Here is a 24,847-nt window from a genome sequence, read left to right as displayed (position 1 = left end):
GCTCAGTCCAGCTTGATGCCGGCTTCGCGGATCAGCGCGCCCCACTTGGCGTGCTCGGCGCGGATGTAGGCGTCGAACTGCTGCGGCGTGCCGCTGGCGGGCACGCTGCCTTCCTGCGCGAGCTTGTCCTGCACGTCCTTGCGTGCCACCGTCTTTACGACCGCAGCGTTGATGCGGTTGACCACGTCGGCGGGCAGCCCTGCCGGTCCGACGAGGCCGACCCAGGTCGTGGCCTCGAAGCCCGCGAAACCCTGTTCGGCCACGGTGGGCACGTTCGGCAGTGCGGGCAGGCGCTTGGCCGAGGTGACGGCCAGCGCGCGGGCGCGGCCGTTCGACAGCTGCGACATCACCGAAACGCTGCTGCCGAAGTACAGCGCGATCTGCCCGCTGATCAGGTCGTTCATGGCCGGGCCTGCGCCCTTGTAGGGCACCTGCATGACCTTGATGCCCGCGCGGCGCGCCAGCATTTCGCCGGCCAGGTGCCCCACGGTGCCGTTGCCGGCCTGCGCGATGCTGAACTCGCCCGGCTTCGCCTTCGCGGCTTTGATGAAGTCGGCCAGCGTGCGCAGCGGCGAGTCCGCGCGCACGGCGAGCACGACGGGTTGCGAGGCCACTTCGGCGATGGGCGAAAAGTCTTTCAGCGCCTCGAAGGGCATCTTCGAATAGAGCCAGGGGTTGATCGTGAGGTTCGACGTTTGCCCCATGCCGATCGTGTAGCCGTCGGGCGTGGCCTTGGCCACGGCGTCGAGGCCGATGTTTCCGGCCGCGCCGGGCTTGTTGTCGACGACGACGGTCCAGCGCTCGAGCGAGGTGAGGCGTTCGGCAATCAGGCGCGAGGTCGCGTCGGTGCCGCCGCCGGGCGTGAAGGGCACCACCAGCTTCACGGGGCGTTGCGGCCAATCGCCTTGCGCGTAGGCCATGCCCGCCGTTTGGGCGATGGATGCGAAGGCGGTGGTCTGCAGAAAGTCTCTTCGGTTCATGTCTTGTCTCCTGGGGGTTCTTGTGATCTCGTGGCTGCCGTTCAGACCGGCAGGCCCTTGGCGCGCAGCACGGCGTCGAAGCGCTCGGGGTCGGCGGTGCCGGTGCGGTTGGTCTCGCGGATCTTTGCTTCGCGCGCCAGGTGGGCCCGCGTCTTCTCGAGCACGTCGGCCGCTTCGGCGGCCGGCACCGCGATGACGCCGTCGGCGTCGCCCACCACGAGGTCGCCCGGCATCACGACCAGGCCCGCGCACGAGACGGGCACGTTCACCTCACCGGGGCCGTCCTTGCTCGGCCCGCGGTGCGTGTGGCCTCGCGCGAAGATCGGCATGCCGTCTTCGGCCCATTCGCACAGGTCGCGCACCGCGCCGTCGATGACGAGGCCCGCCAGCTGGCGCGCGATGCAGGTGGTGCGCATCAGGCCGCCGACCAGCGCCTGCGTGACGTCGCCGCCGCCGTCGATCACGAGCACGTCGCCCGGCGCGACCATCATCAGCGCCTTGTGGATCATCAAGTTGTCGCCGGGCCGCACGCGCACGGTGACGGCGGGGCCGCACAGCACGGTGTCGAGCCGCGCGTGGTACTGGCGCAGCCCGACGGTGCCGACATTGCGGCTCATCGCATCGCCGATGGCGGCCACGGGCAGCGTGCGGAAAGCGTCGACGAAGGCGGCGTCTGGGCCGGACGCGCGCGGGTTGATGCGGTAGCCGGGCGGCCAGGAGAGCGGGGCGGTCATGCGGTGATTCCGTGCAGAAGGGGGGAAGACAGGACCTGCGGGTTCACGCAAGTCGAAGGATCGACCGGGCGGCCTTGCAGCCAGCCCAGCACGTTGCGCGCGGCGCCGCTGGCCATGCCCGCGAGCGCGGCGGGCGTGGAGCCACCGACATGCGGCGTGAGGACGACGTTGGGCAAGGAAGCCAGCGGGCTGCCGGCGGGCAGGGGTTCGTCGGCCATGGTGTCGAGGCCAGCCGCGTGCAGCTGGCCGCTTTGCAGCGCGGCGATGAGCGCGGGCTCGTCGATCACCTCGCCGCGCGCCGTGTTGACGACGATTGCGCCGCGCGGCAGCGCCGCAAGCTGCGCGGCGCCGAGCATCTGGCGCGTGTGGCGGTTGAGCGGCACGTGCAGGCTGAGCACATCGCTCAGCGGCAGCAGCGCATCGAACGAAGGCAGCAGGCGCACGCCGGCCACTGGGCTCGGGCCTTCGCCGAGGGCCGGGTCGAACGCGGCCACCTGCATGCCGAGCGCGAGACCCACTCGGGCCACGCGCTGGCCGATCTGGCCGAAGCCAACGAGGCCCAGCGTCTTGCCGTGCAGTTCCACGCCATCTTGTGCGCGCGACCAGCGGCCATCGTGCAGCTCGCGGTCCATCCAGCCGATGCGGCGTGCGGCGGCGAGCATCAGGCCGAGCGTCATCTCTGCGACCGACTGCGCGTTGGCACCGGGCGTGACGTAGACCGGAATGCCGCGCGCGGTGGCCGCCTCGACGTCGATGTTGCTCACGCCCACGCCATGCTTTGAAATCACTTTCAGCGTCGGACGCGCGGCGATGGCGCGGGCCGACAGTTGCACGGTGCGCGAGATGACGGCGTCGATGGGCTCGCTCGCCATCACGCGCTCGACTTCTTCAACGCTGTCTGCATTCGCAAGGTAGATGACGCGGGCGCCGGCTTCGGCGAGAAGGTCAACGCCGGCCTTGGCAAGCCGTGGCGCAGTGACCAGGACAGTGGGGTTCATGGAGAGAGAGGGTCGTTCGAGGGTCGGTATGAGCTGGATTGTGGAAATCGCCATTCATTCCGTCTAATCGATAATGTTCATTCAACGATTCCTCGGAGCTATGAATGGACATCCAGTTGCGCGACCTGAAATATTTCGAGGTGGTCGCCGACACCGGCCACCTGGGCCAGGCCGCCGACAAGCTCGGGCGCACGCAGCCCGCGCTGACCAAGGCGGTGCAGCGGCTCGAGGAGGCCTTCGGCAGCGCGCTGTTCGAGCGCAAGGGTCGGGGCATCCAGCTCACGGCGGTGGGCGAGGTGCTGCTCGCGCGCGCCCGGCTGCTGCGCGGCGCCACGGAAGAGGCGCTGCGCGAGGTGAGCGATTTCGCCAAGGGCAACGCGGGCCACGTGCGCATCGGCAGCGGGCCCATCGCGGCGGACCACGTGCTGCCCGAGGTGTGCAACCTGCTGCTGGCCGAGGCCGGCGACACGCGCATCGACATCACCGTCGCGCCCAGCATGGCGCTGCGCGAGCGGCTGCGCGAAGGCGCCATCGACCTCTTGATCGGCCTCATGCCCGAGCACGATCCGGCCTTCGTCACGCATTCCATCGTCGAGGATGTGGTGGTGGTCGCCGCCAGTCCGCAGCACCCCGTGTTCGAGCTGCCGAAGATCACGATGAAGTCGCTCCTGCAATGGCGCTGGGTGCTGCCCGCCGACCCCATTCCCAGCCGCCAGTGGCTCGACGCGGCCTTCCAGTCGCGCGGGCTGCCGCTGCCCGCAGTGCAGGTCAACGCGAACTCGATCCCGCTGCTGCCGCGCCTGATCTCGCGTACCGACCTGCTGAGCTTCCTGTCGCGCCACACGCTTGGCGCGGCCGGGCGCGAAGGCACGCTGCGCGAAGTGCCGCTCAAGGAGACCACGCTGCGCCGCCACCTGGGCGTCACGTACCGCAAGGAGGGCTACCTGTCGCCGGCGGCGCGGCGCCTCGTGACCTTGCTGCGTAGCGAAGGGGCGCAGCTTTTTTCGTCGGCGCTGTCGCAGCGTGTGCTGTGACCGGTGCGGTGCGACGACTGAGGGGCTGAAGGAGTCGGCTCGCGCGTCAGCTCACTCGCGCGTCAGCACGAAGCGCTTCTGAATCCCGCCCGCAGCAGAAGGCGCCACCCACAGATCGAACTCACCCGGCTCGACAACAGGCTTCATGTCCCGCCCGAGAAACTGCAGGTCGTCATTGCCGACAGTGAACTCGACCACCTCCGAAGCACCCGGCGCAATCCGCACCTTGCGGAAATTCTTCAGCTCGCGCACCGGCCGCGTCACGCTCGTGGCGCGCTGCGCCAGGTACAGCTGCACCACTTCTTCCGCCTCGCGCGTCCCCGTGTTGGTGACGGTGGCGCGCACACGCAGCGTCTGGCCGATGGCGAGGCGGTCGCTGCTCAGCTCGACCTGGTCGTAGCGCACCGGCGCATAGCCGATGCCGAAACCGAAGGGGTACAGCGCCTCGTTCGTCGCGTCCAGGTAGCGGGTCTTGAAGGCCGTGCCCGGCGCACTCTCGGGCGAGGGGCGGCCGGTGCGCTTGTGGGCGTAGTAGTAGGGCACCTGGCCAGCAGTCTGTGGAAAGCTCACGGGCAGGCGGCCCGAGGGATTGGCGTCGCCGAACACCACGTCGGCGATCGCGTGGCCGGTCTGCACGCCGAGGAACCAGGTCACGAGGATGGCGCGCGCGTTGCGCACCGCCCCCTTGAGCGCCATCGCGCGGCCATTGCTCAGCAGCACGACCACCGGCTTGCCCGTGGCGGCCACGGCCTCGGCCAGGTCCTGCTGGGCCTGCGGCAGGCCGATGTCGCTGCGCGAGCGCGACTCGCCCGACATCTTCTGGCTCTCGCCGATGGCCAGCACCACCACATCGGCGTCGCGCGCGGCGGCCACGGCGGTTTCGATGCCGCCGGGCAGCGGCGACTCGACGTTCGCGCCGCGCGTGACGGTCAGCCGCGAGGCCTCGGTGCCCAGCGCGGCATGCAGGCCCTCGTCGATGCCCACGGGCGCGGACTGGCCCGGGAACAGGCTCCAGGAGCCCATCAGGTCCTTCGTGCCTTCGGCGAAGGGGCCGATCAGCGCGATCTTCTGCGGGCCGGTTTTCGCGAGTGGCAGCAGCTGGCCCTCGTTCTTCAGCATCACGATGGAACGGCGCGCGCTCTCGCGGGCCAGCGCGATGAACTCGGGGTTCTCCACGCGCTGCGCGGCCGGCGGACCGTCGAGGCCGCGCATCGGGTCGTCGAAAAGGCCGAGCTTGAGCTTGACCCGCAGCACGCGCCGCACGGCCTCGTCGAGCCGCGCCATCGGCACCTCGCCCGAGGCCACGAGGTCAGGCAGGTGGCGGATGTACAGGCCGCTTTGCATGCTCACGTCGGTGCCCGCCATGAAGGCCAGCTTGGCGGCCTCGCGGCCGTTGGCGGCGTGGCCGTGCTCGATGAGCTCTTCGTCGGCCGTGTAGTCCGACACCACGAAGCCCTTGAACTTCCACTCGTCGCGCAGCACGCCGGTGAGCAGCGCGGGGTTGGCGGTCGAGGGCACGCCGCCGATCTCGTTGAAGGCGCTCATGACCGACAGCGCGCCCGCATCGAGGGCTGCGCGAAACGGCGGCAGGTAGACCTCGCGCAGCGTGCGTTCGGAGATTTCGCTCGTGTTGTAGTCGAGCCCGCCCTCGGCCGCGCCGTAGGCCGCGAAGTGCTTGGGCGTGGCCAGCATCGAATCGGCGTTCGCGAGGCTGCTGCCCTGGAAGCCGCGCACGCGCGCCGCCGCGAACTGGCGCGCCAGGTACGGGTCTTCGCCCACGCCTTCGAGGCCGCGGCCCCAGCGCGCATCGCGCGCGATGTCGACCATGGGCGCGAAGGTCCAGCGGAAGCCGTCGGCCGTGGCCTCGACCGCCGCCGCGCGCGCGGTGCGCTCGGCCAGCGCGGGCTCCCAGCTCGAGGCCTCGGCCAGCGGCATCGGGAAGATGGTGCGAAAGCCGTGGATCACGTCGGCGCCGAAGATCAGCGGAATGCCCAGCCGCGACTCGCGCACCGCCACCTGCTGCAGCCGCCGCTTGCCTTCGAGGCCGGCGTTGTTGAACAGGCCCGTGAGGCGCCCGTTGCGCACGTCCTCCGTCTCCTGCTGCCCGTTGCGCCAGCCGGCCTGCGGGTTGTTCGGGATGTTGATGTCGGCCGGGCCGTAGAGGCTGAGCTGGCCGGCCTTTTCCTGCAGCGTCATGCGCGCGATCAGCGATTCGACGCGGGCTTCGGCGGCGTCGGAGGGCTGGAGGTTTTTCGGAACGGACGCCGCGAGGGCGGGGAGGGAGAGGGCGGACAGGACGAGGGCGAGAACGGCGGCTTTTCGAACATGCATGGCCGCCTATTCTGCAGACAACCCCCGCCCGCCCCGGCCAGCGGGTTTCCGCCCTGGGCGTAGGGCCTTGTCCGACCTTGGCCCCTTCAGGCCCTGCCGGTCAGTCCGCACCCAGCCGCAACCGGCTCGGCAGTCGCTTCTCGATGGCGAACTTCAGGAGCGCCGCGCAGCGGAAGATGCCGTGCGCGAACTTGCCGTAGGGCAGCGTGAGAAAGAGCGCCATCACCACGCCCAGGTGCACCGCCAGCAGCAGCGCCATGAAGCGCGTGTCGCGCCACGCGAGCAGGGCCAGGCCCGTGAGGCTGGTGAGCAACAGCAGCGCGATGAAGCCGCGGTCCATCGGCCGCTGCGCCGCGTCGCCGTGCGCGGCGTGGCGCCGCAGGTTGAGCCACAACAGGCCGACGGGGCCGATCACGAGGCCGATGCCGCCCGTGGTGCCCAGCAGCACCGGCAGGCTCGTGAGCGCGTAGGGCGCGTGCAGGCCGAGCAGGTAGTGGTAGAGCGTTGCCACGCAGGTGGAGGCGAAGCACAGCATGAAGCCGTAGAAGGTGAAGTGATGGAAGCGCCGGCGCCACAGCGTGAAGCGGTCGTCTTCGTTGTTGCAGCCTTCGCCGTGGCCGCCATCGAGATACTTCAGGCGCAGCGCGTCGTGCGCGGCTTCGGCGCTGGCTGCGCGGCGCACACCCGGCAGGTCGGGCGCGTTGCCCGGGTCGTTCGCTGGCGAGACCTCGCGCCAGAAGCGGCGCGTGCCCATGGCCAGCGCGAACATCACGAACAGGAACACCGCGCCGAACACCAGCGCGAGGAAGTTGTGCGGAAAGATCGCGTAGAAGTTGCCCGCGAGCGGCGCGTGCACGAGCGAACCCGACATCGCCACGGCCAGCACGAGGAACAGCGCGAGCCCGCCTGCCAGCGCCAATGCGACGGTGAGCCCGGCCCGCTTGTAGAGCGCACCCATCGCGGGCGGCCAGGCGTAGTCGTGGTAGGTCTGCAGGCGCACCTGCGCCATCGCCTGCGGCACGTTCACGGCGAACTCGTGCGGCGGTGCGTACTGACAGGCATGCAGGCAGGCGCCGCAGTTGTGGCACAGGTTGGCGAGGTAGTGCGTGTCGGCCTTGCCGAATTCGAGCCGGCGCGTCATGGCGGGGAACACGGCGCAGAAGCCCTCGCAGTAGCGGCAGGCGTTGCAGATCTGCAGGATGCGCGCGACCTCGCCCTCGGACGCAGTGAGCGGCAGGGCGGGCTGGATCGGGATGGCGCGCGACGGGGTGCTGCCGATGCCATCGGCGTCCGCACGGGCGCGTGCGACGAGGTCAGTGAGCTGCTGCAAGGGCGGTCTCCGGGGATTTCTGCGAAACGTTCTTGGCGGCCTTCGCGGCCTGCGTCCCGGCGATGTGCCCGAAGGCCGTGCCGATGCTCATGCCCACGCCGGCCGTGTAGCCCTGGCCCAGCACGTTGCCGGCCATCATTTCGCCGGCCACGAAGAGGTTGGGGCTGGGCCGTCCGCCGAAGCGCACGGCCGCGGTCTCGTCCACTTTCAGGCCCAGGTACGTGAAGGTGATGCCGGGGCGCACGGGGTACGCGTAGAAGGGCGCGGTGTCCAGCGGGCGCGCCCAGTGCGTCTTGGCGGGCGCGAGGCCTTCGGTGTGGCAGTCGTCCAGCGCCGTGTGGTCGAAGCGGCCGACGCGGCAGGCGGCGTTGTACTCCTGCACGGTGCGCACGAAGGTGGCTTCGTCCAGGCCGATCTTCTGCGCCAGTTCGCCGAGCGTGTTGGCCTGCGTGCCGGGGAACACCGGCGGCATGAAGCGCCCGACCGCCTGCTGGTCGATGACCGACCAGGCGATCTGCCCCGGCTGCTGCGCCACGAGCCGGCCCCAGATCGCATAGCGCTTGGGCCAGAAGTCCTCGCCCTCGTCGTAGAAGCGCCGCGCGTCGCGGTTGACCACCACGCCGAGCGACACGCAGTCGATGCGCGTGCAGATGCCGCCGTCGTACAGCGGTGCGCGCGCGTCGATGGCGACCATGTGGCCCTGCGACGGGTCGCCGATGGTGTCGGCGCCCGCGTCGATCATGTGCCTGAGCAGCACGCCCTGGTTGAAGCGCGTGCCGCGGATGAGGAAGTTGTCGGCCGGCCATTCGCCGCGCTCGTTTTGCCCCCAGGCTTCGCGCAGCCATTCGCGGTTCGATTCGAAGCCGCCCGAGGCGAGCACGCAACTCCTGGCCCCGATGCGCTCGCCGGCCTCGGTGCGCACGGCCACGAAGCGGTCGCCGTCGAGTTCGACCGCGGCCACGGGTGTGTCGTAGCGGATCTGCACGCCGAGCGCTTCGGCGCTGCGGTAGTAGGCGTTGACGAGCGCCTTGCCGCCGCCCATGAAGAAGGCGTTGGTGCGCGCCACGTGCAGCGCACCCGACAGCGGCGGCTGGAAGCGCACGCCATGGCGGCGCATCCAGTCGCGGCAGTTCGACGAGGCGCGGATCACGAGGCGGGCCAGGTGCTCGTCGGTGAGGCCGCCGGTCACCTTCAGCAGGTCTTGCCAGTACTCCTCTTCAGGGTAGGCCTCGACCAGCACGTCCTGCGGCGCGTCGTGCATGCAGCGCAGGTTGCGGGTGTGCTGCGAATTGCCGCCGCGCCATTCTTTGGGCGAGGCTTCCAGCAGCAGCACCGAAGCGCCGGCCTCGCGCGCCATCAGCGCGGCGCACAGCGCGGCGTTGCCGCCACCGACAACCAGTACGTCTATCACTCGTGGGTCTCCTTGGAATACAGGAGACTTTAGGCAGTGCGGCCTTCACGCGAAAGGCCGATCAAGGCAACAGGTGTTCAGCTTTCGAGAAGACTTGCCCCAGCCCAGCGGCCTTCGCTGACCAGCGTGCGCGCCGTTTCGGCGACCACCACGCGCGCGGCCAGCGCGGCGGGCGAGAGCTCGTCGTCCGACAGGCTCACGAGCAGGTTGCGACGCCCGACATGCGCGTCGGCAATCTGCGTGAGCGCGAGGTCGTCGCCGTCGTGCCGCGCGGTGGCGGCGCCGGGCTGGATGGTGGCGCCGTGGCCGGCGCGCACCGCATCCATCAGCAGCGCCAGGCCGTCGACCTCGGCCACGATGCGCGGCGCCACGCGCGCCCGCGCAAAGGCGGCCATCAACGTGGCGCGCAGGCCGTGGCTTCCGCTGGGCAGGATCAGCGGCACCTCGGCCAGCTGCGACAGGCGCACCTTCTTGCCCGTGGGGCGCGGCGTGAGTGCGGGCGACGCGATCACGAAGAGCTTTTCGGCCAGCAGCGGCGACACGCTCCAGCGCCGTGGCGTGTCGGTCTGGAACAGCACGGCCAGGTCGAGCTGGCGCGCATGCAGCATCGTCGTGAGGTGGCCCGACAGCGCCTCGACCATGTGCAGCCGCACCTCGGGGTAGCGCGCCTGCATGGCCTGCATCAGCGGCACGCCCAGCACGGTGGCGGTGGTGGGCGCCAGGCCCACGCTCACATGGCCTGAGAGCCGCGCCTGCTGCGCCGCGCGCACGGCGTCGTCGGCGTGGCGCAAGGTGAGCTGCGCCTGGTGCAGGAAGGCCAGGCCCGCGTCGGTGGGCATGACGCCGGTCGAATGGCGGCGCAGCAGCCGGGTCGAGAGTTCGCTTTCGAGCCGGCTGATCTGCTGGCTCAGCGCCGAGGTGACCACCCCCAGCTCCACGGCCGCGCGGCCCATGCTGCGCAGCTCGCAGACCTTGACGAAGTAGCGCAGTTGTCTCAGTTCCATGCGCGCATCATGGCGCAGGCACAGCGGCGGGCTGGCCGCGCCGAAGCAACAGCCATCCGAACAGTGGGGCGGTGATGTACATCACGACCGAGTAGATGGCGGCCGGCAGCGCGAGCGGAAAGCTCCCGAGCACGCTCACCGCGATGAAGATGGCGAGCGTGGAGTTGTGGATGCCGATCTCGTAGCTGATGGCGGTGGCCAGCGGTTTGTCGAGGCCGGCGGCGCGGCTCAGGTAGTAGCCGGCCAGCAGGCTCACGAGGTTGAACAGCAGCACCGGCACGCCGATCTCGGCGAAGGTGGTGGTGATGTTCTTCCACTCGTTGGCGATGGCCAGCACCGTGACCACCGCGAGCACCACGGCGCTGAAGATCTTGGTCGGCTTTTCCATGCGCGCCGCGAAACCGGGCTTTCGCGACGCCACGACCATGCCGATGGCCACCGGCACCAGCACGATGGCGATCACCTCGACCAGCTTGCGCGTCTGCAGCGGCACCACCTGGCCGCTTTGCGCGAAGTGGCCGATGGCCCAGTTGGCGATGAGCGGCAGCGTGACGATCGACAGCAGCGTGTTCACGGCCGTGAGCGAGATGTTCATCGCCACGTTGCCGCCGAACAGGTGCGAGAACAGGTTGGCCGAGATGCCGCCCGGCGAGGCCGCCAGCAGCATCAGCCCGATGGCGAACACCGGCGACAGGCCGAAGCCCACGATGATCGCGTAGCAGGCCAGCGGCAGGCCGATGACCTGCAGCACGAGCGCGATGGTGACGGCCTTCGGGTGCTTGAACAGACGCCGGAAGTCCTCGAGCGAGAGCGACAGCCCCAGCCCGAACATCACGAGCGCGAGCGCGCCGAACAGGAACCGGGTCACGATGAGCGTGGTGTCCATGCGGTGGTGTCTCCTCTTGGGTTCTTCTGCTTAAAAAAATGGCTGCCGGCACCCGTCGCGCGGGCGCTGGCAGCCGTGGAAACCGGGATCGACGCGTCTCAGAACGTGTTCACGGCCTTTTCATGGTGCCCGCAAGGCAGCAAAGCGTCGCAATCTAGGCGCGCGCCGCAGTCCAGGCTGATGCCTGGACAAGGTGCGCAACGACGAGTGCGGCGCTTTGCTGCCTTGCCCGAAGGGTTGCCCCGCAAAGCTGGCATCTGCGGCGTTGCAAATGCTCGCCGGGCCACCTGCCCGGCTGCGCTTTGCGCCTTGCACCTGCCAGCTTTGCGGGGCAACGGGCACCATGAAAAGGCCGTGAACACGTTCTCATTGTTTGTAGCTGTCGTCGATGCGGTCGAGTTTGCGGATCAGCGAAGGCCAGACGAACATGCCGCCCAGGCCGCCGCTTTGCACCTTCATGGCCTGGCCCACGCCGTCGATGATCCTCGGGTCCACGTGCGTGAGTTCACCGCCGCCGGCCTGCGCGGCGATCTGGATCTGGCAGGTGTTCTCGAAGGTGTACATCGAAAGGAAGGCGTCGGCAATGGTCTTGCCGCAGGTCAGCAGGCCGTGGTTGCGCAGCATGAGGAAGTTGGCGTTGCCCATGTCGGCCTGCAGGCGCGGCTTCTCGTCGTCGCGGAAGGCCACGCCTTCGTAGTCGTGGTAGGCCAGCGAGGCCAGCACGAAGGTCGACTGCTGGCTGATGGGCAGCACGCCGTTCTTCTGCGCGCTCACGGCGATGCCGGCGCGGGTGTGGGTGTGGAGCACGCACTGGATGTCTTCGCGCGCGGCATGCACGGCGCTGTGGATCACGAAGCCGGCCGGGTTCACGGGGTAGGGCGAGTCGATGATCTTGTTGCACTGCTGGTCGACCTTGACCAGGCTCGACGCCGTGATCTCGTCGAACATCAGGCCGTAGGGGTTGATCAGGAAGTGGTGCTCGGGGCCGGGCACGCGCGCGCTGATGTGCGTGAAGACGAGGTCGCTCCAGCCGTACAGCGCCACCAGGCGGTAGCAGGCGGCGAGGTCGACGCGCAGCTGCCATTCTTCGGCGGAGACGAGCTTCTGGATTTCGGAGGCGGAGGTGGCGTTCATATGAGGTGTCCTTTGTCGTGATCAGGCGGCGGCGGGCTCTTGCAGCACCGTCTTGTAGACGCTCTGCTTGGGCTGCGCCATCAGGCGGCGCAGCATGGGCTCGAACTCGCTGATGGGCAGGGTCTCGGCCTTGGGGTCGAAGGCCGGGTTGTCGTAGAGCGCGCAGAACTCGGCGGTGCGCTCGTAGTGCGGGTGGTCCTTGAAGCTGTCGCGCATGTCGCGGTCCAGCCCGATGTGGTGGAAGAAGTAGTGGCCCTGGAAGATGCCGTGGTTCTGCACCATCCAGTGGTTGGCCTCGCTCACGAAGGGCTTGAGGATGGCCGCGGCGATGTCGGGGTGGTTGAAGCTGCCCAGCGTGTCGCCGATGTCGTGCAGCAGCGCGCACACCACGTACTCCTCGTCGCGGCCGTCGCGCAGCGCGCGCGTGGCGGTCTGCAGCGAGTGCGTGTAGCGATCGACCGGAAAGCCGCCGTAGTCGCCTTCGAGGATCTGCAGGTGCTTGATCACGCGCGCGGGCAGGCCGCCCGCGAACTGCATGAACTCGCCGCCGATCAGTTGCCAGTCTTCGCGCGTGCTGTCCTGCATGCGCTTGAAACTTGCCCGTGCGTTCATCGTGTGAGGTCTCCGTTCTTGGGGGGATGGCGGCCACTGTAGACCTGCGCTTGACCTTCAACTGTCAAGAATTTGACAATGCGAGGTTCTGGTAAACCCGCCTCCGGGCGCCTTTTCTCTTCCCTTTTCCCCCATGGCCACCTCGACCAAGCCGCGCCTGTCGGCCGCGCACCGCGCCGCGCTCGACGGCAACCCCTGGTTCACCAGCATGCCGCGCGCGCAGCGTGACGCGCTGCTGGGCGCGGCCGAGCTGCTGCACGTGCGCCGCGGCACCATGGTGTTCCGCCAGGGCGACCCGATCCATGCGGCGGGCGGCGGCTTCTACGGGCTGGTGGCGGGCACGATCAAGATCTCGTCGCTGCGCCAGGACGGGCGCGAGGCCATCCTGGCGGTGCTGGAGCCGGGCAACTGGTTCGGCGAGATCACGCTCATCGACGGCTCGCCGCGCACGCACGACGCTACCGCGCTCGAAGCGCTCGACCTGCTGGTGGTGCCGCCCGAGGCCTTCGTGCGGCAGATGCGCGACGTGGTGTTTTCCAACGCCATCGCGGCCATGCTGGCCGCGCGCGTGCGCATGCTCTACGGCCTGGCCGAAGACGCGACCTTGCGCAGCCTGCGCGCGCGCGTGGCGCACCGGCTGCTGGTGCTGGCGCGCGGCGACGCCACGCAGTCGGTGCACCTGCGGCACGAGCTCATGCTGTCGCAGGAGGCGCTGGCCATGATGCTCGGCGTGACGCGCCAGACGCTGTCCAAGGAGCTCAACGCGCTGGCCACCGAGGGCGTGGTGTCGCTGGGCTACGGGCGCATCGAACTGCGCTCGCTCGACGCACTGCAGGGGCTGGTGCGCACCGGCTGAGGGTCTTGTCACAGCGCGGGCAGGGCGCAGGCGTATAAGACTTTCCCGGCCCGTCATTCCGGCGGCCCGGTGTCTTATTTCTTCACTGGAAGGTGGCGAATCATGAGCAACAACAAACCGACGGTCGTCCTGGTCCATGGTTTCTGGGGTGGTGCGGCACACTGGCACAACGTCATCGTGGAACTGCTGCGCAAGGGCCACACGGCCATCCGCGCGGTCGAGCTGCCGCTGACCTCGCTGGCCGACGACGCCGAACGCACGCGCAAGATGGTGGCGCAGGTGCAGGGGCCGGTCTTGCTGGTCGGCCACTCGTACGGCGGCGCGGTGATCACGCAGGCCGGCGACCTGCCCAATGTGGTGGGGCTGGTCTACATCGCCGCCTTCGCACCCGACGCGGGCGAAAGCCCCGGCGGCATCACGCAGGAGCATCCGCCGGTGGCCGTGCCCAACCTGGCGCCCGACAGCGACGGCTACCTGTGGGTGATACCCGAGAAATACCACGAGAGCTTCTGCCAGGACCTGAGCGCCGAAGAAGGCCTGGTGATGGGCCTGACGCAGAAGGCGCCGCTGGCCAGCACCTTCGGCGACACCATCACGGCGCCGGCCTGGAAGAAGAAGCCGTCGTGGTACCAGATCTCGAGCGAGGACCGCATGATCTCGCCGGTGAACCAGGAGCGCATGTCGGCGCGCCTGGGCGCGAAGAAGGTCATCACGCTGGCGGCCAGCCACGCCTCGCTGGCCTCGCAGCCGCAGGCCGTGGCGGCGCTCATCGACGAAGCCGCGAGCGCTGCCTGAGGCCGGCTACGCGCAGCGCCCGGCGCGCTGCGCAGCCGTCGGGCGGGCCCGCCAGCCGAGGAGCGCCACGGCGCAGGCCGCTGCGATGACGATCGCCACGGCCACGCCCATCACCGAGAAGAAGGCCTGGTCGAAGGCCGTGTGCGCGAGCGCCACGAGCTGCGAGGCGATCGGCGCGGGCAGCGTTTCTGCGGCCAGCAGCGCGGCATCGATGCTGTCGCCGGCCGAGGCCGGCACGGCCAGGCCGTCGGGAATGACCAGCGCGGCCGTGTAGCTCGCCGAGAGCACGCTGCCCAGCAGCGCGATGCCCAGCACGCCGCCGAGTTCGTACGACACCTCTTCGATCGACGCCGCCATGCCGGCGTGTTCCACGGGCGCGTTGTTCATGACCGCGTTGGACGCCGCCGTGATGGTCGCGCCCACGCCCAGCCCCAGCAGCACCAGGATGGCCGGCTTGAGCAGGCCCCCGGCATCGACCGCCAGTGCCAGCGCGCACAGCGCCAGCGCCGTGGTCACGAGGCCACCCAGGATGACGGGCCGCGAGCCGATGCGCGCCAGCAGCAGGCCCGCGAGCGGCCCCGCCACGAAGGCGGCCAGCGGCAGCGGCAGCAGGGTGAGGCCCGCCTGCAACGGCGTGAGGCCGACCACGAGCTGCAGCCGCTGGCTGAACACCAGCTCGACACCGATCAGCGCCACCGAGGCGACGATGGCCGCGATCACACCGCCCGAGAAGTACGCGTTGCGGAACAGGCGGAAGTCGATCAGCGGCGCGCTGCTGCGCCGCTGGCGCCGCACGAAGAGGGCCATGGCCGCCGCGGCGAGTGCGCCGGTGATGGCGGCCGTTGTGACCGAGGGCGCGAACTTCGTGAGCTCCTTGATGGTCAGCACGAGGAAGACCAGCCCCGCCAGCACCTGCACCGAGCCGATGAAGTCCCACGGGCGCGTGCCGGTGTTCTTCTGCGTCGGCAGCAGCCACAGGGCCAGCACCAGCGCGAGCACCACCACGGGCACGTTGATGAGGAACACCGAACCCCACCAGAAGTATTCGAGCAGTACGCCGCCCACGACCGGCCCGAGCGCTGCGCCGCCCGAGGCCACCGAGGCCCACACGCCGATGGCCACGGCGCGCTCGCGCTCGTCGGTGAACACCAGCCGCAGGATCGCCAGCGTGGCCGGCATCATCATCGACGCGCCCACGCCCAGGAGGGCCCGCGCGGCGATCAGGACGGCCGGGTTCGGCGCGTAGGCCGCGCACAGCGAGGCCACGCCGAACACGGAAAGACCCGCGACGAACATGCGCCGGTAGCCCACGCGGTCGCCCAGCGCGCCCATGCCCAGCAGGAAGCCGGAGACGACCACGGTGTAGGCGTTGAGGATCCAGAGCTTCTCGGTGGCCGACGCGGCCAGGTCGTGCGTGAGCGTGGGCAGCGCCGTGTAGAGCACGGTCATGTCGACCACGATCAGCAGCAGCGCCATCGAGACGATGCCGAGCGTGATCCATTTCCTGGCGGTGGGGTTCAAGCCGTTCATGGCGTGGCCCTCCGGTCGTGCGGCTGTGCGGTGGCGCCGTCCAGTTCCTTGAGCATCGTCACCGAGACCGTCTCGCAGCCGCGGGCGTGGAAGAAGTCGTGCGCGCGGGTATTGCCGATGCCGCTTTCGAGAAAGAGGCGCTGGATGCCGTGGCGCTGCAGCTCGGCGCAGACCCAGTCGAACAGCCGGCCACCCAGGCCCAGGCCCTGGAAGCGCGCATCGACGACGAGGTCCTCGAGCGTCGCGAAGCTGCGCGCGGCGCGGCGGGTGTCGTCGATGGACACCAGCGCGAAGCCGGCCAGAGCGCCGTCGGTTCGCGCGACGGCCACGCGGGCGTTGGCCGTGGCCGGGTCCAGCGCGAGGGTCTCGCGCACTTGCGCCGTGAAGACGGCGGGCAGGTCGCTGCGCCATTCGCCGGGGGCCACGGCACGCTGCTCCTGCAGTTCCGAGTGGGAGATGTAGGAGGGGGAAAGTTGCTGCAGGAACAGGGCGGTCAACGCCTGTGCCTGGGAAGGATCGCTGCACCAGCTCAGTTCGAACGCCAGTGTCGTCTTGTTGTTTGCATTCGTCATGGCGCCATGTTGCGCCATTAAAATGAATGAATAAAGATGAAATCCATCTGATAAATAGATGAGTAGGTGGCCGAAATGGAATGGACCGTCGACCAATTGCGCCAGTTCGTGACGACCGCCGAGTGCGGCTCGTTCTCGGCCGCGGCGCGCCACCTGGGCAAGGCCCAGTCGGCCGTGAGCACCGCCATCGGGCTGCTCGAGGTCGACCTCGGCGTGGCGCTGTTCGACCGCTCGCGCCGCAACGCGCAGCTGTCGGACGCGGGCCGGGTGCTGCTGCTCGAAGCGCGCGAGCTGCTGCGGCAGGCCGAGCAGCTCGACCAGCGCGCCCGCTCGCTGCACGAAGGCGACGAGGCCGCGCTGTCGCTGGCGCTGGACGAAGCCCTGCCGTACACCGCCATCGGCACGCTGATGCGTGAGCTGTCGGTGAAGTTTCCGAGCCTCGAGCTCACGCTGCTCAACGGCACCGCGACCGAGGTGGCCGACTACGTCGAGCAGGAGCGCGCCAGCGTGGCCTTTCATTTCGACCGCGGCCCGGTTCGCGCCAGCTTCGACCAGCGCCACATCGGCAGCGTGCGCCAGGGCGTGTTCGTGGCCAGCGACCACCCGCTGGCCGACGGCCGCACGGTGCGGCGCCAGGACCTGGCGCGGCAACGCCAGCTGCTGATGCACGCGGACGACGTGCACGAGGTGGCCTACAGCCCGCGCGTGTGGCGCTCCGACAGCTTCTACAGCACGGCCGAGATGGTGGCCGACAACCTGGGCTGGGCCGTGCTGCCCATCAACATCGCGCGCTACGAGGGCTTCAGCAAGGCGCTGAAGGAAGTGCCTTGCCCGTCGCTGGCCTTGCCGCGCTTGTCGGTGCGCATGCTGTGGCTGCAGGGGCGGCCGCTCGGCGCGACGGCGCTGTACGTGCAGCAGCGCTTCACCGAGCTGCTGGGCGACGGCGCCGTGTGAGGCGCGTCAGCGCAGAACCCGACCGTCAGCCGAGATGCTGATGAGATCGATGCTGCGCACGTTGTCGCGCAGGCCGGGGCGCAGGTTGATGCGGAAGCCCCCCACGTCGTAGTCGGTCATGGCCGTCATCGTGCGCTGCAGCGTCGCGGTGTTGAAGCCGCGGCCCGCGCGGCGCACCGCCTCGCCCGCGGCCTTGGCGGCGATGAAGCCTTCGAGCCCCTCGTACGACGCGGTCTGGTCGGAGTTGTCGACCGCCGCGAGGTACTCCTTGACGATCGGGATGGCCGAGGGGCGCGGCGAGGGCACCACCTGCGATATCACGATGCCGCCGATGTCCTTGCCCAGCTCGGCGTAGAGCGGGTCGATGCCGACGATCGAGAAGGCCATGAAGTTGCCCGTGTAGCCGCTCTTGCGCAGCTTGCGGATGGCGCTGGCCGTGGTGCCCGAGAGCGACACCAGCACGATGGCCTGGGGCGTCTGCTGCTGCACGGTCTTCAGCGCGGCGTCGAGCTTGTCGGCGCCCGCGGGCACCAGCGCGCTGGCGACCAGCGGTGGCAGCTTGAGTTCGGTGACGGCCTGCTGCACGGCGGCCAGGCCGGCGCGGCCCATGGCGTCGTCGTCGCCCACCAGCGCGATGCGCTGTTGCCCCACGGTGGCGCACTGGCGCACGATCTTGAGGGCCTCGTCGATCATGCCGGGGCGCACATGGAACACGTTCGGATGCTCGGGGCCGCGCAGCGTGTCGGAGGCGGCGAAGGGCGCAAAGAGCAGGCTGCCTTGCTGCGTGGCGACCTTGGCGCCGGCCTCGCTGCTGGCGGTGCCGACAAAGCCGAACAGCATGTCGGCCTTGTTCGCGCCCAGCAGGGTGCGGGCGTTGGTGGTGGCGCGCGCGGCGTCGTAGCCGTCGTCGAGCTGCAGCAGCTTCAGCTGCAGGCCGGTGGCGGCGTTGCGCGTGTTGAAGTCGCTCACGGCGAGCCGGCTGCCGGCCGCGAAGGCGTTGCCGATCTCGTTGGCGCTGCCGGTGAGCGGCACCGACTGGCCGAGCAGGACGACGCGGGCCCCGGCGGCGGCCGGGCGTGGCGTCTGTGCCAGCAAGGGACGGGTGATGCCGAGGCCGCTTCCCAGAAGCAGCGTTGCGGAGGCTTTTCCCAGCCATGTCCTGCGAGACGCGTTCATTGGCTACCTTTTGCTAACAATAGTAAAAAAGTGTAGCAATTTCGAGGCCAGGGCGGAAGGCGCGGGTGCTCCAGAATTGCCCTGATGAAAACAACTGTGTCCTGGGTTCTGGGAGGGATGTGCGCGGCGCTCGCCGGGTGCGTCGTGTCGCCCCCGTCGAAGGTGGTGGAAAAGGCGCTGCCCGCGCCGGAGGTCTTCGTGCCCGTGGCGGCGCCGCAGCCGCCGCAACCGATGATCGAGCCGCCACCCCTGCCGCCGCCATCGACGATCGAGCCGCCACCGCTGCCACTGGCGGGGCCGCCGATGGCATTGCCGCCGGGGCCGACCCTCATGGCGGCGCCGCGCGCCGATCCGCGGGCCGCGGCGGACGCGGTCGTGACGGAGCCGGTGATCCGCCAGCGCCGCTATCCCAGCTACCCGTCCGCGCTGGTGGAAGAGGGCATCGAGGGCCTGGTGGTCACGGCCTTCTTCGTCGGCGTGGACGGCAAGCCCGAAGACATCCGCGTCGAACGCTCGCCGCACCCGCTGCTGTCGCAGGCGGCGACCGATTCGCTCAAGGGATGGCACTTCGACCCGGCGCGCACCGCGGACGGGCGTGCGGTGCGCGCCCGCATGCGGTTGCCGTTCCGCTTCAAGCTCGTCGAGTGAGCGGGGGAAGGTGACGCGCGCTCAGGCGCGTTTTTCGAACACCAGATCCCACACGCCGTGGCCCAGCTTGAGGCCGCGGTTCTCGAACTTGGTGAGCGGGCGGTATGCCGGCTTGGGCGCGTAGCCGGTGTCCGGCGCGGTGTTGAGCAGCAGGGGCTCGGCGCCCAGCACTTCGAGCATCTGCTCGGCGTAGGGCTGCCAGTCGGTGGCGCAGTGGATGTAGCCGCCGGGGCGCAGGTGCTGCGCCAGCTTGGTCACGAACTCGGGCTGGATCAGGCGGCGCTTGTTGTGGCGCTTCTTGTGCCAGGGGTCGGGAAAGAACACATGCACGCCGGCCAGCGTGCCGGGCTGCAGCATGTGGTCGATCACGTCGACCGCGTCGTGCGCGCAGATGCGGATGTTCGAGATCGACTGCTCGCCGATGCGCTTGAGCAGTGCGCCCACGCCGGGCTCGTGCACTTCGCAGCACAGGAAGTTGGTTTCGGGCAGCACCGTGGCGATGTGGGCCGTGGCCTCGCCCATGCCGAAGCCGATCTCCAGCACCGTCGGACCCACGCGGCCGCCGAAGGCCGCCGTGAGGTCGAGCCGCTCGGGCGTGTAGGGCACGAGGAACAGCGGGCCCAGCTCGGCGAAGGCGCGGGCCTGGCCGTCGGTGGTGCGGCCGGCGCGCTTCACGAAGCTCTTGAGGCGGCGGTGCAGCGGGTGCGGCTTGCCGTCGGTGGCGTCGTCTTCGGGGGATGCGGGCAGGTCGTCGCCGGGCGGGAGGTCGTTGGACACGGTGTCGGGAATGTTCATGAGGGCCGCGAATTGTAGAGATCGCGCCATTCGGGCACCCAGCCGGCCAGGGCGGCGGTGCAGTCGCCAGCGGCCGTGGGGCGCAGGCCGAGGGCGCAGGCGGCGGTGTCGAGCGCGGCCAGCGCGGCTTGCGGCGTGGCGGTGTCGATGGCCGTGGCGCCGTTCTGCTTGGAGAGCTTGTCGCCGTCGGTGCCGCGCACCAGCGGCGTGTGCAGGTAGCTCGGCGTGGGCAGACCGAGCGCCTGCTGCAGCAGGATCTGGCGCGCGGTGTTGTCGGCCAGGTCTTCGCCGCGCACCACGTCGGTCACGCCCTGTTCGGCGTCGTCGACCACCACGGCGAGCTGGTAGGCCCAGGGGCCGTCGGCGCGGCGCAGCACGAAGTCGCCGACTTCGTGCTGCACGCCCTGCTGTTGCGGGCCGAGGCGGCGGTCGTTCCAATGCAGCGGGCCGGCCGGCATGCGGTGCGCGGCAAAGCGCCAGGCGCGCGCGGGCTTGCCGTGCAGGCTATCGCGACAGGTGCCGGGGTACACGCGCTCACCGTGGCGTTCGTGCGCATGGCCGAGCCGGGCCAGGGCCAGGTCGATGTCCTTGCGCGAGCAGCCGCAGGGGTAGGTGAGGCCGCGTGCCTGCAGCGCGGCCAGCGCCGCTTCATAGTGCGCGGTGCGCTGCGTCTGCCACTCGGGCGGTTCGTCGGGGAGCAGGGCGCAGTCGGCGAGCTGGCGCAGGATGTGCTCGCCCATGCCGGGCAGGCAGCGCTCGGTGTCGGCGTCCTCGATGCGGACCAGCCAGCGCGCACTGTCGCCGCGCGCCCGCACGTCGAGCCAGCTCGCGAGCGCGGCCACCAGCGAGCCGGCGTGCAGCGGGCCGGTGGGCGAGGGGGCGAAGCGGCCGGTGGCCCGCATCCTTTCTTAAAGAACTGCGAGGGCCAGCGAGAGGCCCGAAACGAAACCGTCTTCCACGCGATGGCCGATGCACCAGTCACCGGCGATGCCGATGCGCGCCTTGGCGTCCCACAGGTGGGTCTGGCCCACGGGCACCTGCGTCTGCGCTTCGGGCCAGCAGCGCGCCTTGGCGTGGCTGGGCGTGGCGTGGATGCCGGTGATCTCCGAGAAGGCGCGCAGCAGCTTGGCCTCGATGCGCGCGGGCGTGTCACGCAGGTGTTCTTCCGACCAGGTGGCGCTGGCCTGCAGGGTCCAGCGCTCGACGCGCTCGCGGCCGGGCTTGGACGATTCGCGCGCCAGCCACGCCACGCGGTGGTGGGTGCTGCGCGCCACGTTCCATTGCGGGCCGAGGTGCGACATGTTGGCCTGGTTGGCCTGGGGGAAGGCGATCATCAGCGTCCAGCAGGGCGCGATGCGCACGGGTTCGATCTTGCGGCTCAGCGTGGCCGAGCGGTCGCCGCCGGCCAGCAGTTCGCGGGTGCGCGCGGGCGGCACGGCCAGCAGCACGGCGTCGAAGCCGGAGTACACGTGCTGCGAATCGTCCGCGCCGGCGGTGCGCAGCTGCCAGCGGGTGGCGTCGAGCGCGTCGGGCTCGATGCGGGTAACTTGCGTGCCGGTGACGAGGTGTTCGCCCAGCGGCGCGGCCCAGTGGGCCACGAGCGCGTCCATGCCGGGCTGGGCGACCCAGTGCGGCTCCAGCGAGGGCAGCGCCGCCTCGGCCACGCGGCCGTGGGCGTCGAGCACGCGCACGAGGTTGGCGCTCCAGGGGCGGCACAGCGCGGGCGTGGTGGCCAGCACCTGTGCAAAGCGCGGATCGCGCACGGTGAAGTATTGGGCGCCGCTGTCGAAGCGGCCGAAGGCGGTGTCGATGCTCGCCATCCGCCCGCCCGGCGTGGCCTCGCGTTCGAACACCGTGACACGGTGCCCGGCCTGCATCAGTGTGCGGGCGCAGGCCACGCCGGCAATGCCGGCGCCGATGACGGCGTAGTGGCGGGCGGCGGCGGGAGTTCGGTGGCGGTCGGCGGTGGCGCGGGCTTTGGCTTTGGGCATGGCGGACTCTTTTCTTTTGACAGGGTGATGACTGAGGAGGCCGTGCACACTCTACCTCGGTCTGCGCGCGCCGCCGGGCTGGGGGCGACCCTTATGCAGCCGCGCATCGCGTGGCGTTCAACGGCCCCGGTGCCGTTCGAGCAGCGCCTTGCGCGTGCCCTCGTGCTCGAACTGCGCGAGCCACCATTCGAGTGCGCGCCCCGGCTTGCCCGCACTGCGCACGCGCCACGCGCAGTGCATGGTGCCCAGCGGCGGCTGGCGTTCGGTCTGCAGTTCGACGAGGTGGCCGGCCTCGATGTAGGGCCGCGCCATCGGCTCGGGCAAAAAGCCGCCGCCCAGGCCGTGCAGCTGCGCCGCGATCTTGGCCTGCATGCTGGGCACGGTGAGCACGTCCTGCCCGCCGACGAGGTTCACGGTCATGCTCGGCCCGCTGCGCACCGAGTCGGCCGCGGCCACCGCGCGGTGCTGGCGCAGCACCGCGTCGCTCAGCGGCTGCGGCAGGCGCGCGAGCGGATGGTGCGGCGCCACCGCGAACACGAAGCGCAGCTCGCCGATCGGCCGGCTGCGGATGCCGGTGGCGGTGAAGGCCAGGCTCGCGGCATCGAGCACCGCGCCGATCGCCAGGTCGGCCTCGCCGCTGGTCAGCGCCTCGATGGTGCCCAGCAGGGTTTCGTCGCGCAGCTTCAGGCGCGTGGGCGGCTCGAGCGCGAAGAAGGCGGTGCACAGGTCGAGCAGCGGGTCGCGTGCGATCACGCTGTCGACCGCGATGGTCAGCATCGGCTCCCAGCCGGTGGCCACGCGCTTCACGCGGTTGGCCACGGCGTCGATCTCGCCGAGCAGGCGTGCGGCCTCGCGCAGCAATTCGGCGCCGGCCTCGGTGATGCGGGCCTGGCGCGCGCTGCGGTCGAACAACAGCACGTCGAGAGCGTCCTCGATCTGGCGCACGCGGTAGCTCAGCGCACTGGGCACCAGGCCGAGCGCGCGCGCGGCGGCGGCGAAGCTGCCGGTGGTGGCCACCGTCTGCAGCATGGCCAGGGCGTCGGGGGTGAGGACGTCTCGGGCGCTCGTCATGGGCGGGCTCCATCATTCAAATAATTTGAATGATGCCATCAAAACCGGGCGTCTTTCAGAGGGGGATGGAGGTCCAGAATTCTTCTCATCCGCTGCGCATCCGGCGCGGCCCACGACGAAAGCCCCGGCGCCCGAACCGGGTGGGGCAGCAAGGAGTTCGATATGTTGCAAGTGCGTAAATCCCAGGAGCGCGGTTATGCCGACCATGGCTGGCTGCGCTCGTTCCACAGCTTTTCCTTCGCGGGGTACTACGATCCGGCCTACATGGGCTTCGGCAACCTGCGGGTGATCAACGAAGACCGCGTGGCGGCGGGCGCCGGCTTCGGCACCCACGGCCACCGGGACATGGAGATCATCAGCTACGTGCTCTCGGGCGAACTCGCGCACAAGGACAGCATGGGCAACATCGAATCCATTCCGCCGGGCGACGTGCAGCGCATGAGCGCCGGCCGTGGCGTGATGCACAGCGAGTTCAACCACAAGGCCGACCAGACCACGCACTTCCTGCAGATCTGGATCGAGCCCAAGGAACGCGGCATCACCCCCGGCTACGAGCAGAAGCAGTTCAGCGACGCCGAGAAGCGCGGCACCCTGCGCCTGGTGGCCTCGCCCGACGGCCGCGACGGCTCGGTGACGGTGAACGCCGACGCACGCCTGTTCGCCGGCCTGTTCGACGGCGACGAGACTGCCAGCCTGGCGCTCGACCCGCAACGCAAGAGCTACGTGCACCTGGTGCGCGGCGAGCTCGAAGTCAACGGCCAGAAGCTCGTGGGCGGCGACGCCGCGATGCTCGAAGGCGAATCGCAACTCACGCTCGGCGCCGGCAAGGATGCCGAAGTGCTGGTGTTCGACCTGACGGCCTGAGACGGCGTCTTTTTTCCTTTCTTTGTTCCTTTCGCTTCAACAACCAACGAGGAGTTCCACCATGGCCATTACCACCACAACCACCGCCCCCAACGCTGCCCAGGACACCCTGGCACTCATCGGCCGCGTGCTGCTTGCAGCGCTGTTCGTGCCCGCCGGCTTCGGCAAGCTCATGGGCTTCGCCGGCACCGTGGGGTACATCTCCTCGGTGGGCGCACCGCTGCCGCAGGTGGCGGCGGTCATCGCGATCGTCGTGGAGCTGGGGCTCGGCCTGCTGCTGCTGGTCGGCTTCAAGACGCGCGTGTCGGCGATCGTGCTGGCGATCTTCACCGTGGCCGCAGCCGTGATGTTCCACAACTACTGGGGCATGCCCGCCGACAAGGCCTTCGTGAACCAGCTGATGTTCTTCAAGAACATCGCGATCGCAGGCGGTCTGCTGGCCTTCGCTGCCTTCGGCGCCGGCCGTTTCAGCATCGATAAAAAGTAAGCTCGCTCCACCCAGGCCGCGCGCACCTCGTGGGCGCGGCCTGCTGACTTCATCGCTTCTTTGAGGAAATCCGTTTCATGGCAAACATCGTCGTTGTCTTCCATTCCGGCTACGGCCACACCCAGCGCGTGGCCCAGGCCGTGGCCGACGGGGCGGGCGCGCAGCTGCTCGCCATCGACGCCGACGGCAACCTGCCGGCCGATGGCTGGGAGACGCTGGCCGCGGCCGACGCGATCATCTTCGGCTCGCCGACCTACATGGGCGGCGTGAGCTGGCAGTTCAAGAAATTCGCCGATGCGTCGTCCAAGGTCTGGTACACGCAAGGCTGGAAAGACAAGCTCTTCGCCGGCTTCACCAACAGCGCCACGATGAACGGCGACAAGGTCACGACCATGACCTACCTGTGGACGCTGGCCATGCAACACAGCGGCATCTGGGTCAGCATGGGCATCCTGCCGACCAACAACAAGGCGGCCACGCGCGACGCGATGAACTACGTCGGCGGCTACGGCGGCCTGCTCACGCAGTCGCCCTCGGACGCGAGCCCGGCCGAGATGCCCAAGGGCGACCTGGAAACCGCGCGCGCCTTCGGCGAGCGCGTGGGCGCGGTGGCAAGATCACGCGCATAACGCCCCACCGAACTTCGCCCACAAG

General features: G+C 69.7%; 25 protein-coding genes. 8 read left to right on the top strand and 17 right to left on the bottom strand.

Going from position 1 to position 24,847, the window contains the following annotated elements; genetic code table 11:
* Positions 1-2: 2 nt before the first annotated feature.
* The 3 genes from ACAM52_RS13545 to ACAM52_RS13535 are packed head-to-tail and all read right to left on the bottom strand — an operon-like array spanning position 3 to position 2,712.
* The gene (locus tag ACAM52_RS13545) at positions 3-980 is read right to left on the bottom strand and encodes a tripartite tricarboxylate transporter substrate binding protein (RefSeq protein WP_307693857.1); all 978 of its coding nucleotides are present in this window, start codon (positions 978-980) and stop codon (positions 3-5) included.
* A gap of 41 nt (positions 981-1,021) precedes the next feature.
* Positions 1,022-1,714: an RraA family protein gene (locus ACAM52_RS13540; RefSeq protein ID WP_369647296.1), complete on the bottom strand. Its 693-nt coding sequence runs from the start codon at positions 1,712-1,714 to the stop codon at positions 1,022-1,024.
* The gene (locus tag ACAM52_RS13535) at positions 1,711-2,712 is read right to left on the bottom strand and encodes a hydroxyacid dehydrogenase (protein WP_369647295.1); all 1,002 of its coding nucleotides are present in this window, start codon (positions 2,710-2,712) and stop codon (positions 1,711-1,713) included. The genes ACAM52_RS13540 and ACAM52_RS13535 overlap by 4 nt, the downstream gene beginning before the upstream one ends.
* A 104-nt stretch (positions 2,713-2,816) precedes the next feature.
* On the opposite strand from ACAM52_RS13535, the gene ACAM52_RS13530 reads away from it, so the two are divergent.
* Positions 2,817-3,746 (top strand): LysR family transcriptional regulator, encoded by a 930-nt coding sequence (locus ACAM52_RS13530; protein ID WP_062478332.1) that lies wholly within the window; start codon positions 2,817-2,819, stop codon positions 3,744-3,746.
* 51 nt (positions 3,747-3,797) lie between these two features.
* Here ACAM52_RS13530 and ACAM52_RS13525 read toward each other — a convergent pair whose 3' ends face one another.
* The 7 genes from ACAM52_RS13525 to ACAM52_RS13495 all read right to left on the bottom strand — a co-directional run bounded on the left by ACAM52_RS13525 (position 3,798) and on the right by ACAM52_RS13495 (position 12,454).
* On the bottom strand, positions 3,798-6,077 hold the full coding sequence (locus ACAM52_RS13525; protein WP_369647294.1) for a glycoside hydrolase family 3 N-terminal domain-containing protein: 2,280 nt from the start codon (positions 6,075-6,077) through the stop codon (positions 3,798-3,800).
* A 100-nt stretch (positions 6,078-6,177) separates the two neighbouring features.
* Positions 6,178-7,356 carry a tricarballylate utilization 4Fe-4S protein TcuB gene (gene tcuB / locus ACAM52_RS13520; RefSeq protein WP_369647734.1) on the bottom strand — a complete coding sequence of 393 codons (1,179 nt, stop codon included), beginning with the start codon at positions 7,354-7,356 and terminating at the stop codon, positions 6,178-6,180.
* 34 nt (positions 7,357-7,390) lie between these two features.
* Positions 7,391-8,818, bottom strand: coding sequence for an FAD-dependent tricarballylate dehydrogenase TcuA (gene tcuA / locus ACAM52_RS13515; RefSeq protein WP_369647293.1), 1,428 nt, complete (start codon positions 8,816-8,818; stop codon positions 7,391-7,393).
* A 77-nt stretch (positions 8,819-8,895) separates the two neighbouring features.
* Complete coding sequence (locus tag ACAM52_RS13510) at positions 8,896-9,822, bottom strand: LysR family transcriptional regulator (protein ID WP_369647292.1); 927 nt, start codon at positions 9,820-9,822, stop codon at positions 8,896-8,898.
* A 7-nt stretch (positions 9,823-9,829) separates the two neighbouring features.
* Positions 9,830-10,708, bottom strand: a complete 879-nt coding sequence (locus ACAM52_RS13505) for a bile acid:sodium symporter family protein (protein WP_070060368.1) — start codon at positions 10,706-10,708, stop codon at positions 9,830-9,832.
* A gap of 366 nt (positions 10,709-11,074) precedes the next feature.
* Complete coding sequence (locus ACAM52_RS13500; RefSeq protein WP_056582112.1) at positions 11,075-11,842, bottom strand: class II aldolase/adducin family protein; 768 nt, start codon at positions 11,840-11,842, stop codon at positions 11,075-11,077.
* Positions 11,843-11,863: 21 nt separating this feature from the next.
* Positions 11,864-12,454 carry an HD domain-containing protein gene (locus ACAM52_RS13495; protein WP_369647291.1) on the bottom strand — a complete coding sequence of 197 codons (591 nt, stop codon included), beginning with the start codon at positions 12,452-12,454 and terminating at the stop codon, positions 11,864-11,866.
* A gap of 133 nt (positions 12,455-12,587) precedes the next feature.
* On the opposite strand from ACAM52_RS13495, the gene ACAM52_RS13490 reads away from it, so the two are divergent.
* Positions 12,588-13,310 (top strand): Crp/Fnr family transcriptional regulator, encoded by a 723-nt coding sequence (locus ACAM52_RS13490; RefSeq protein ID WP_369647290.1) that lies wholly within the window; start codon positions 12,588-12,590, stop codon positions 13,308-13,310.
* A 102-nt stretch (positions 13,311-13,412) separates the two neighbouring features.
* A complete protein-coding gene (locus ACAM52_RS13485; RefSeq protein ID WP_062478359.1) occupies positions 13,413-14,105 on the top strand; it encodes an alpha/beta hydrolase in 693 nt (230 codons plus the stop codon).
* A gap of 6 nt (positions 14,106-14,111) precedes the next feature.
* On the opposite strand, the gene ACAM52_RS13480 is transcribed toward ACAM52_RS13485, so the two are convergent.
* Together ACAM52_RS13480 and ACAM52_RS13475 are read right to left on the bottom strand one after the other, a co-directional pair.
* Entirely contained in the window at positions 14,112-15,635 is a 1,524-nt protein-coding gene (locus tag ACAM52_RS13480) for an MFS transporter (RefSeq protein WP_369647289.1), read from the bottom strand.
* Positions 15,632-16,207, bottom strand: a complete 576-nt coding sequence (locus ACAM52_RS13475) for a GNAT family N-acetyltransferase (protein WP_369647288.1) — start codon at positions 16,205-16,207, stop codon at positions 15,632-15,634. The genes ACAM52_RS13480 and ACAM52_RS13475 overlap by 4 nt, the downstream gene beginning before the upstream one ends.
* A 75-nt stretch (positions 16,208-16,282) precedes the next feature.
* Between ACAM52_RS13475 and ACAM52_RS13470 the strand changes: the two genes are divergently transcribed.
* Positions 16,283-17,161 (top strand): LysR family transcriptional regulator, encoded by an 879-nt coding sequence (locus tag ACAM52_RS13470; RefSeq protein WP_095745016.1) that lies wholly within the window; start codon positions 16,283-16,285, stop codon positions 17,159-17,161.
* 6 nt (positions 17,162-17,167) lie between these two features.
* On the opposite strand, the gene ACAM52_RS13465 is transcribed toward ACAM52_RS13470, so the two are convergent.
* Positions 17,168-18,256: an ABC transporter substrate-binding protein gene (locus ACAM52_RS13465; RefSeq protein WP_369647287.1), complete on the bottom strand. Its 1,089-nt coding sequence runs from the start codon at positions 18,254-18,256 to the stop codon at positions 17,168-17,170.
* Between the two features lie 165 nt (positions 18,257-18,421).
* Between ACAM52_RS13465 and ACAM52_RS13460 the strand changes: the two genes are divergently transcribed.
* Positions 18,422-18,985: an energy transducer TonB gene (locus ACAM52_RS13460; protein ID WP_369647286.1), complete on the top strand. Its 564-nt coding sequence runs from the start codon at positions 18,422-18,424 to the stop codon at positions 18,983-18,985.
* A 21-nt stretch (positions 18,986-19,006) separates the two neighbouring features.
* Here the strand turns inward: ACAM52_RS13460 and trmB are convergent, their stop codons facing one another.
* From trmB to ACAM52_RS13440, 4 genes are all read right to left on the bottom strand, one after another.
* On the bottom strand, positions 19,007-19,780 hold the full coding sequence (gene trmB / locus ACAM52_RS13455) for a tRNA (guanosine(46)-N7)-methyltransferase TrmB (protein WP_369647285.1): 774 nt from the start codon (positions 19,778-19,780) through the stop codon (positions 19,007-19,009).
* The gene (gene gluQRS / locus ACAM52_RS13450; protein ID WP_369647284.1) at positions 19,777-20,682 is read right to left on the bottom strand and encodes a tRNA glutamyl-Q(34) synthetase GluQRS; all 906 of its coding nucleotides are present in this window, start codon (positions 20,680-20,682) and stop codon (positions 19,777-19,779) included. The genes trmB and gluQRS overlap by 4 nt, the downstream gene beginning before the upstream one ends.
* 6 nt (positions 20,683-20,688) lie before the next feature.
* The gene (locus ACAM52_RS13445; protein ID WP_369647283.1) at positions 20,689-21,771 is read right to left on the bottom strand and encodes an NAD(P)/FAD-dependent oxidoreductase; all 1,083 of its coding nucleotides are present in this window, start codon (positions 21,769-21,771) and stop codon (positions 20,689-20,691) included.
* A gap of 117 nt (positions 21,772-21,888) precedes the next feature.
* Positions 21,889-22,842 (bottom strand): LysR family transcriptional regulator, encoded by a 954-nt coding sequence (locus ACAM52_RS13440; protein ID WP_095947849.1) that lies wholly within the window; start codon positions 22,840-22,842, stop codon positions 21,889-21,891.
* Between the two features lie 162 nt (positions 22,843-23,004).
* Between ACAM52_RS13440 and ACAM52_RS13435 the strand changes: the two genes are divergently transcribed.
* The 3 genes from ACAM52_RS13435 to ACAM52_RS13425 all read left to right on the top strand — a co-directional run bounded on the left by ACAM52_RS13435 (position 23,005) and on the right by ACAM52_RS13425 (position 24,822).
* A complete protein-coding gene (locus ACAM52_RS13435; protein WP_369647282.1) occupies positions 23,005-23,706 on the top strand; it encodes a pirin family protein in 702 nt (233 codons plus the stop codon).
* Between the two features lie 61 nt (positions 23,707-23,767).
* A complete protein-coding gene (locus ACAM52_RS13430; protein WP_172438299.1) occupies positions 23,768-24,193 on the top strand; it encodes a DoxX family protein in 426 nt (141 codons plus the stop codon).
* 77 nt (positions 24,194-24,270) lie between these two features.
* On the top strand, positions 24,271-24,822 hold the full coding sequence (locus tag ACAM52_RS13425) for a flavodoxin family protein (protein ID WP_095947847.1): 552 nt from the start codon (positions 24,271-24,273) through the stop codon (positions 24,820-24,822).
* Positions 24,823-24,847 lie beyond the last annotated feature (25 nt).

This window comes from Variovorax sp. V118 (assembly GCF_041154445.1).
Lineage (GTDB): Bacteria > Pseudomonadota > Gammaproteobacteria > Burkholderiales > Burkholderiaceae_C > Variovorax > Variovorax boronicumulans.
The sequence above is the reverse complement of the archived record's forward strand: the minus strand, read 5'-3'. Positions and strand labels throughout refer to the sequence as shown.

Coding starts and splice junctions, on each gene's coding strand:
- ACAM52_RS13545 (WP_307693857.1), bottom strand. CDS start 980: ATGAACCGAAGAGACTTTCTGCAGACCACCGCCTTCGCATCCATCGCC.
- ACAM52_RS13540 (WP_369647296.1), bottom strand. CDS start 1,714: ATGACCGCCCCGCTCTCCTGGCCGCCCGGCTACCGCATCAACCCGCGC.
- ACAM52_RS13535 (WP_369647295.1), bottom strand. CDS start 2,712: ATGAACCCCACTGTCCTGGTCACTGCGCCACGGCTTGCCAAGGCCGGC.
- ACAM52_RS13530 (WP_062478332.1), top strand. CDS start 2,817: ATGGACATCCAGTTGCGCGACCTGAAATATTTCGAGGTGGTCGCCGAC.
- ACAM52_RS13525 (WP_369647294.1), bottom strand. CDS start 6,077: ATGCATGTTCGAAAAGCCGCCGTTCTCGCCCTCGTCCTGTCCGCCCTC.
- ACAM52_RS13510 (WP_369647292.1), bottom strand. CDS start 9,822: ATGGAACTGAGACAACTGCGCTACTTCGTCAAGGTCTGCGAGCTGCGC.
- ACAM52_RS13505 (WP_070060368.1), bottom strand. CDS start 10,708: ATGGACACCACGCTCATCGTGACCCGGTTCCTGTTCGGCGCGCTCGCG.
- ACAM52_RS13500 (WP_056582112.1), bottom strand. CDS start 11,842: ATGAACGCCACCTCCGCCTCCGAAATCCAGAAGCTCGTCTCCGCCGAA.
- ACAM52_RS13495 (WP_369647291.1), bottom strand. CDS start 12,454: ATGAACGCACGGGCAAGTTTCAAGCGCATGCAGGACAGCACGCGCGAA.
- ACAM52_RS13490 (WP_369647290.1), top strand. CDS start 12,588: ATGGCCACCTCGACCAAGCCGCGCCTGTCGGCCGCGCACCGCGCCGCG.
- ACAM52_RS13485 (WP_062478359.1), top strand. CDS start 13,413: ATGAGCAACAACAAACCGACGGTCGTCCTGGTCCATGGTTTCTGGGGT.
- ACAM52_RS13480 (WP_369647289.1), bottom strand. CDS start 15,635: ATGAACGGCTTGAACCCCACCGCCAGGAAATGGATCACGCTCGGCATC.
- ACAM52_RS13475 (WP_369647288.1), bottom strand. CDS start 16,207: ATGACGAATGCAAACAACAAGACGACACTGGCGTTCGAACTGAGCTGG.
- ACAM52_RS13470 (WP_095745016.1), top strand. CDS start 16,283: ATGGAATGGACCGTCGACCAATTGCGCCAGTTCGTGACGACCGCCGAG.
- ACAM52_RS13460 (WP_369647286.1), top strand. CDS start 18,422: ATGAAAACAACTGTGTCCTGGGTTCTGGGAGGGATGTGCGCGGCGCTC.
- trmB (WP_369647285.1), bottom strand. CDS start 19,780: ATGAACATTCCCGACACCGTGTCCAACGACCTCCCGCCCGGCGACGAC.
- gluQRS (WP_369647284.1), bottom strand. CDS start 20,682: ATGCGGGCCACCGGCCGCTTCGCCCCCTCGCCCACCGGCCCGCTGCAC.
- ACAM52_RS13445 (WP_369647283.1), bottom strand. CDS start 21,771: ATGCCCAAAGCCAAAGCCCGCGCCACCGCCGACCGCCACCGAACTCCC.
- ACAM52_RS13440 (WP_095947849.1), bottom strand. CDS start 22,842: ATGACGAGCGCCCGAGACGTCCTCACCCCCGACGCCCTGGCCATGCTG.
- ACAM52_RS13435 (WP_369647282.1), top strand. CDS start 23,005: ATGTTGCAAGTGCGTAAATCCCAGGAGCGCGGTTATGCCGACCATGGC.
- ACAM52_RS13430 (WP_172438299.1), top strand. CDS start 23,768: ATGGCCATTACCACCACAACCACCGCCCCCAACGCTGCCCAGGACACC.
- ACAM52_RS13425 (WP_095947847.1), top strand. CDS start 24,271: ATGGCAAACATCGTCGTTGTCTTCCATTCCGGCTACGGCCACACCCAG.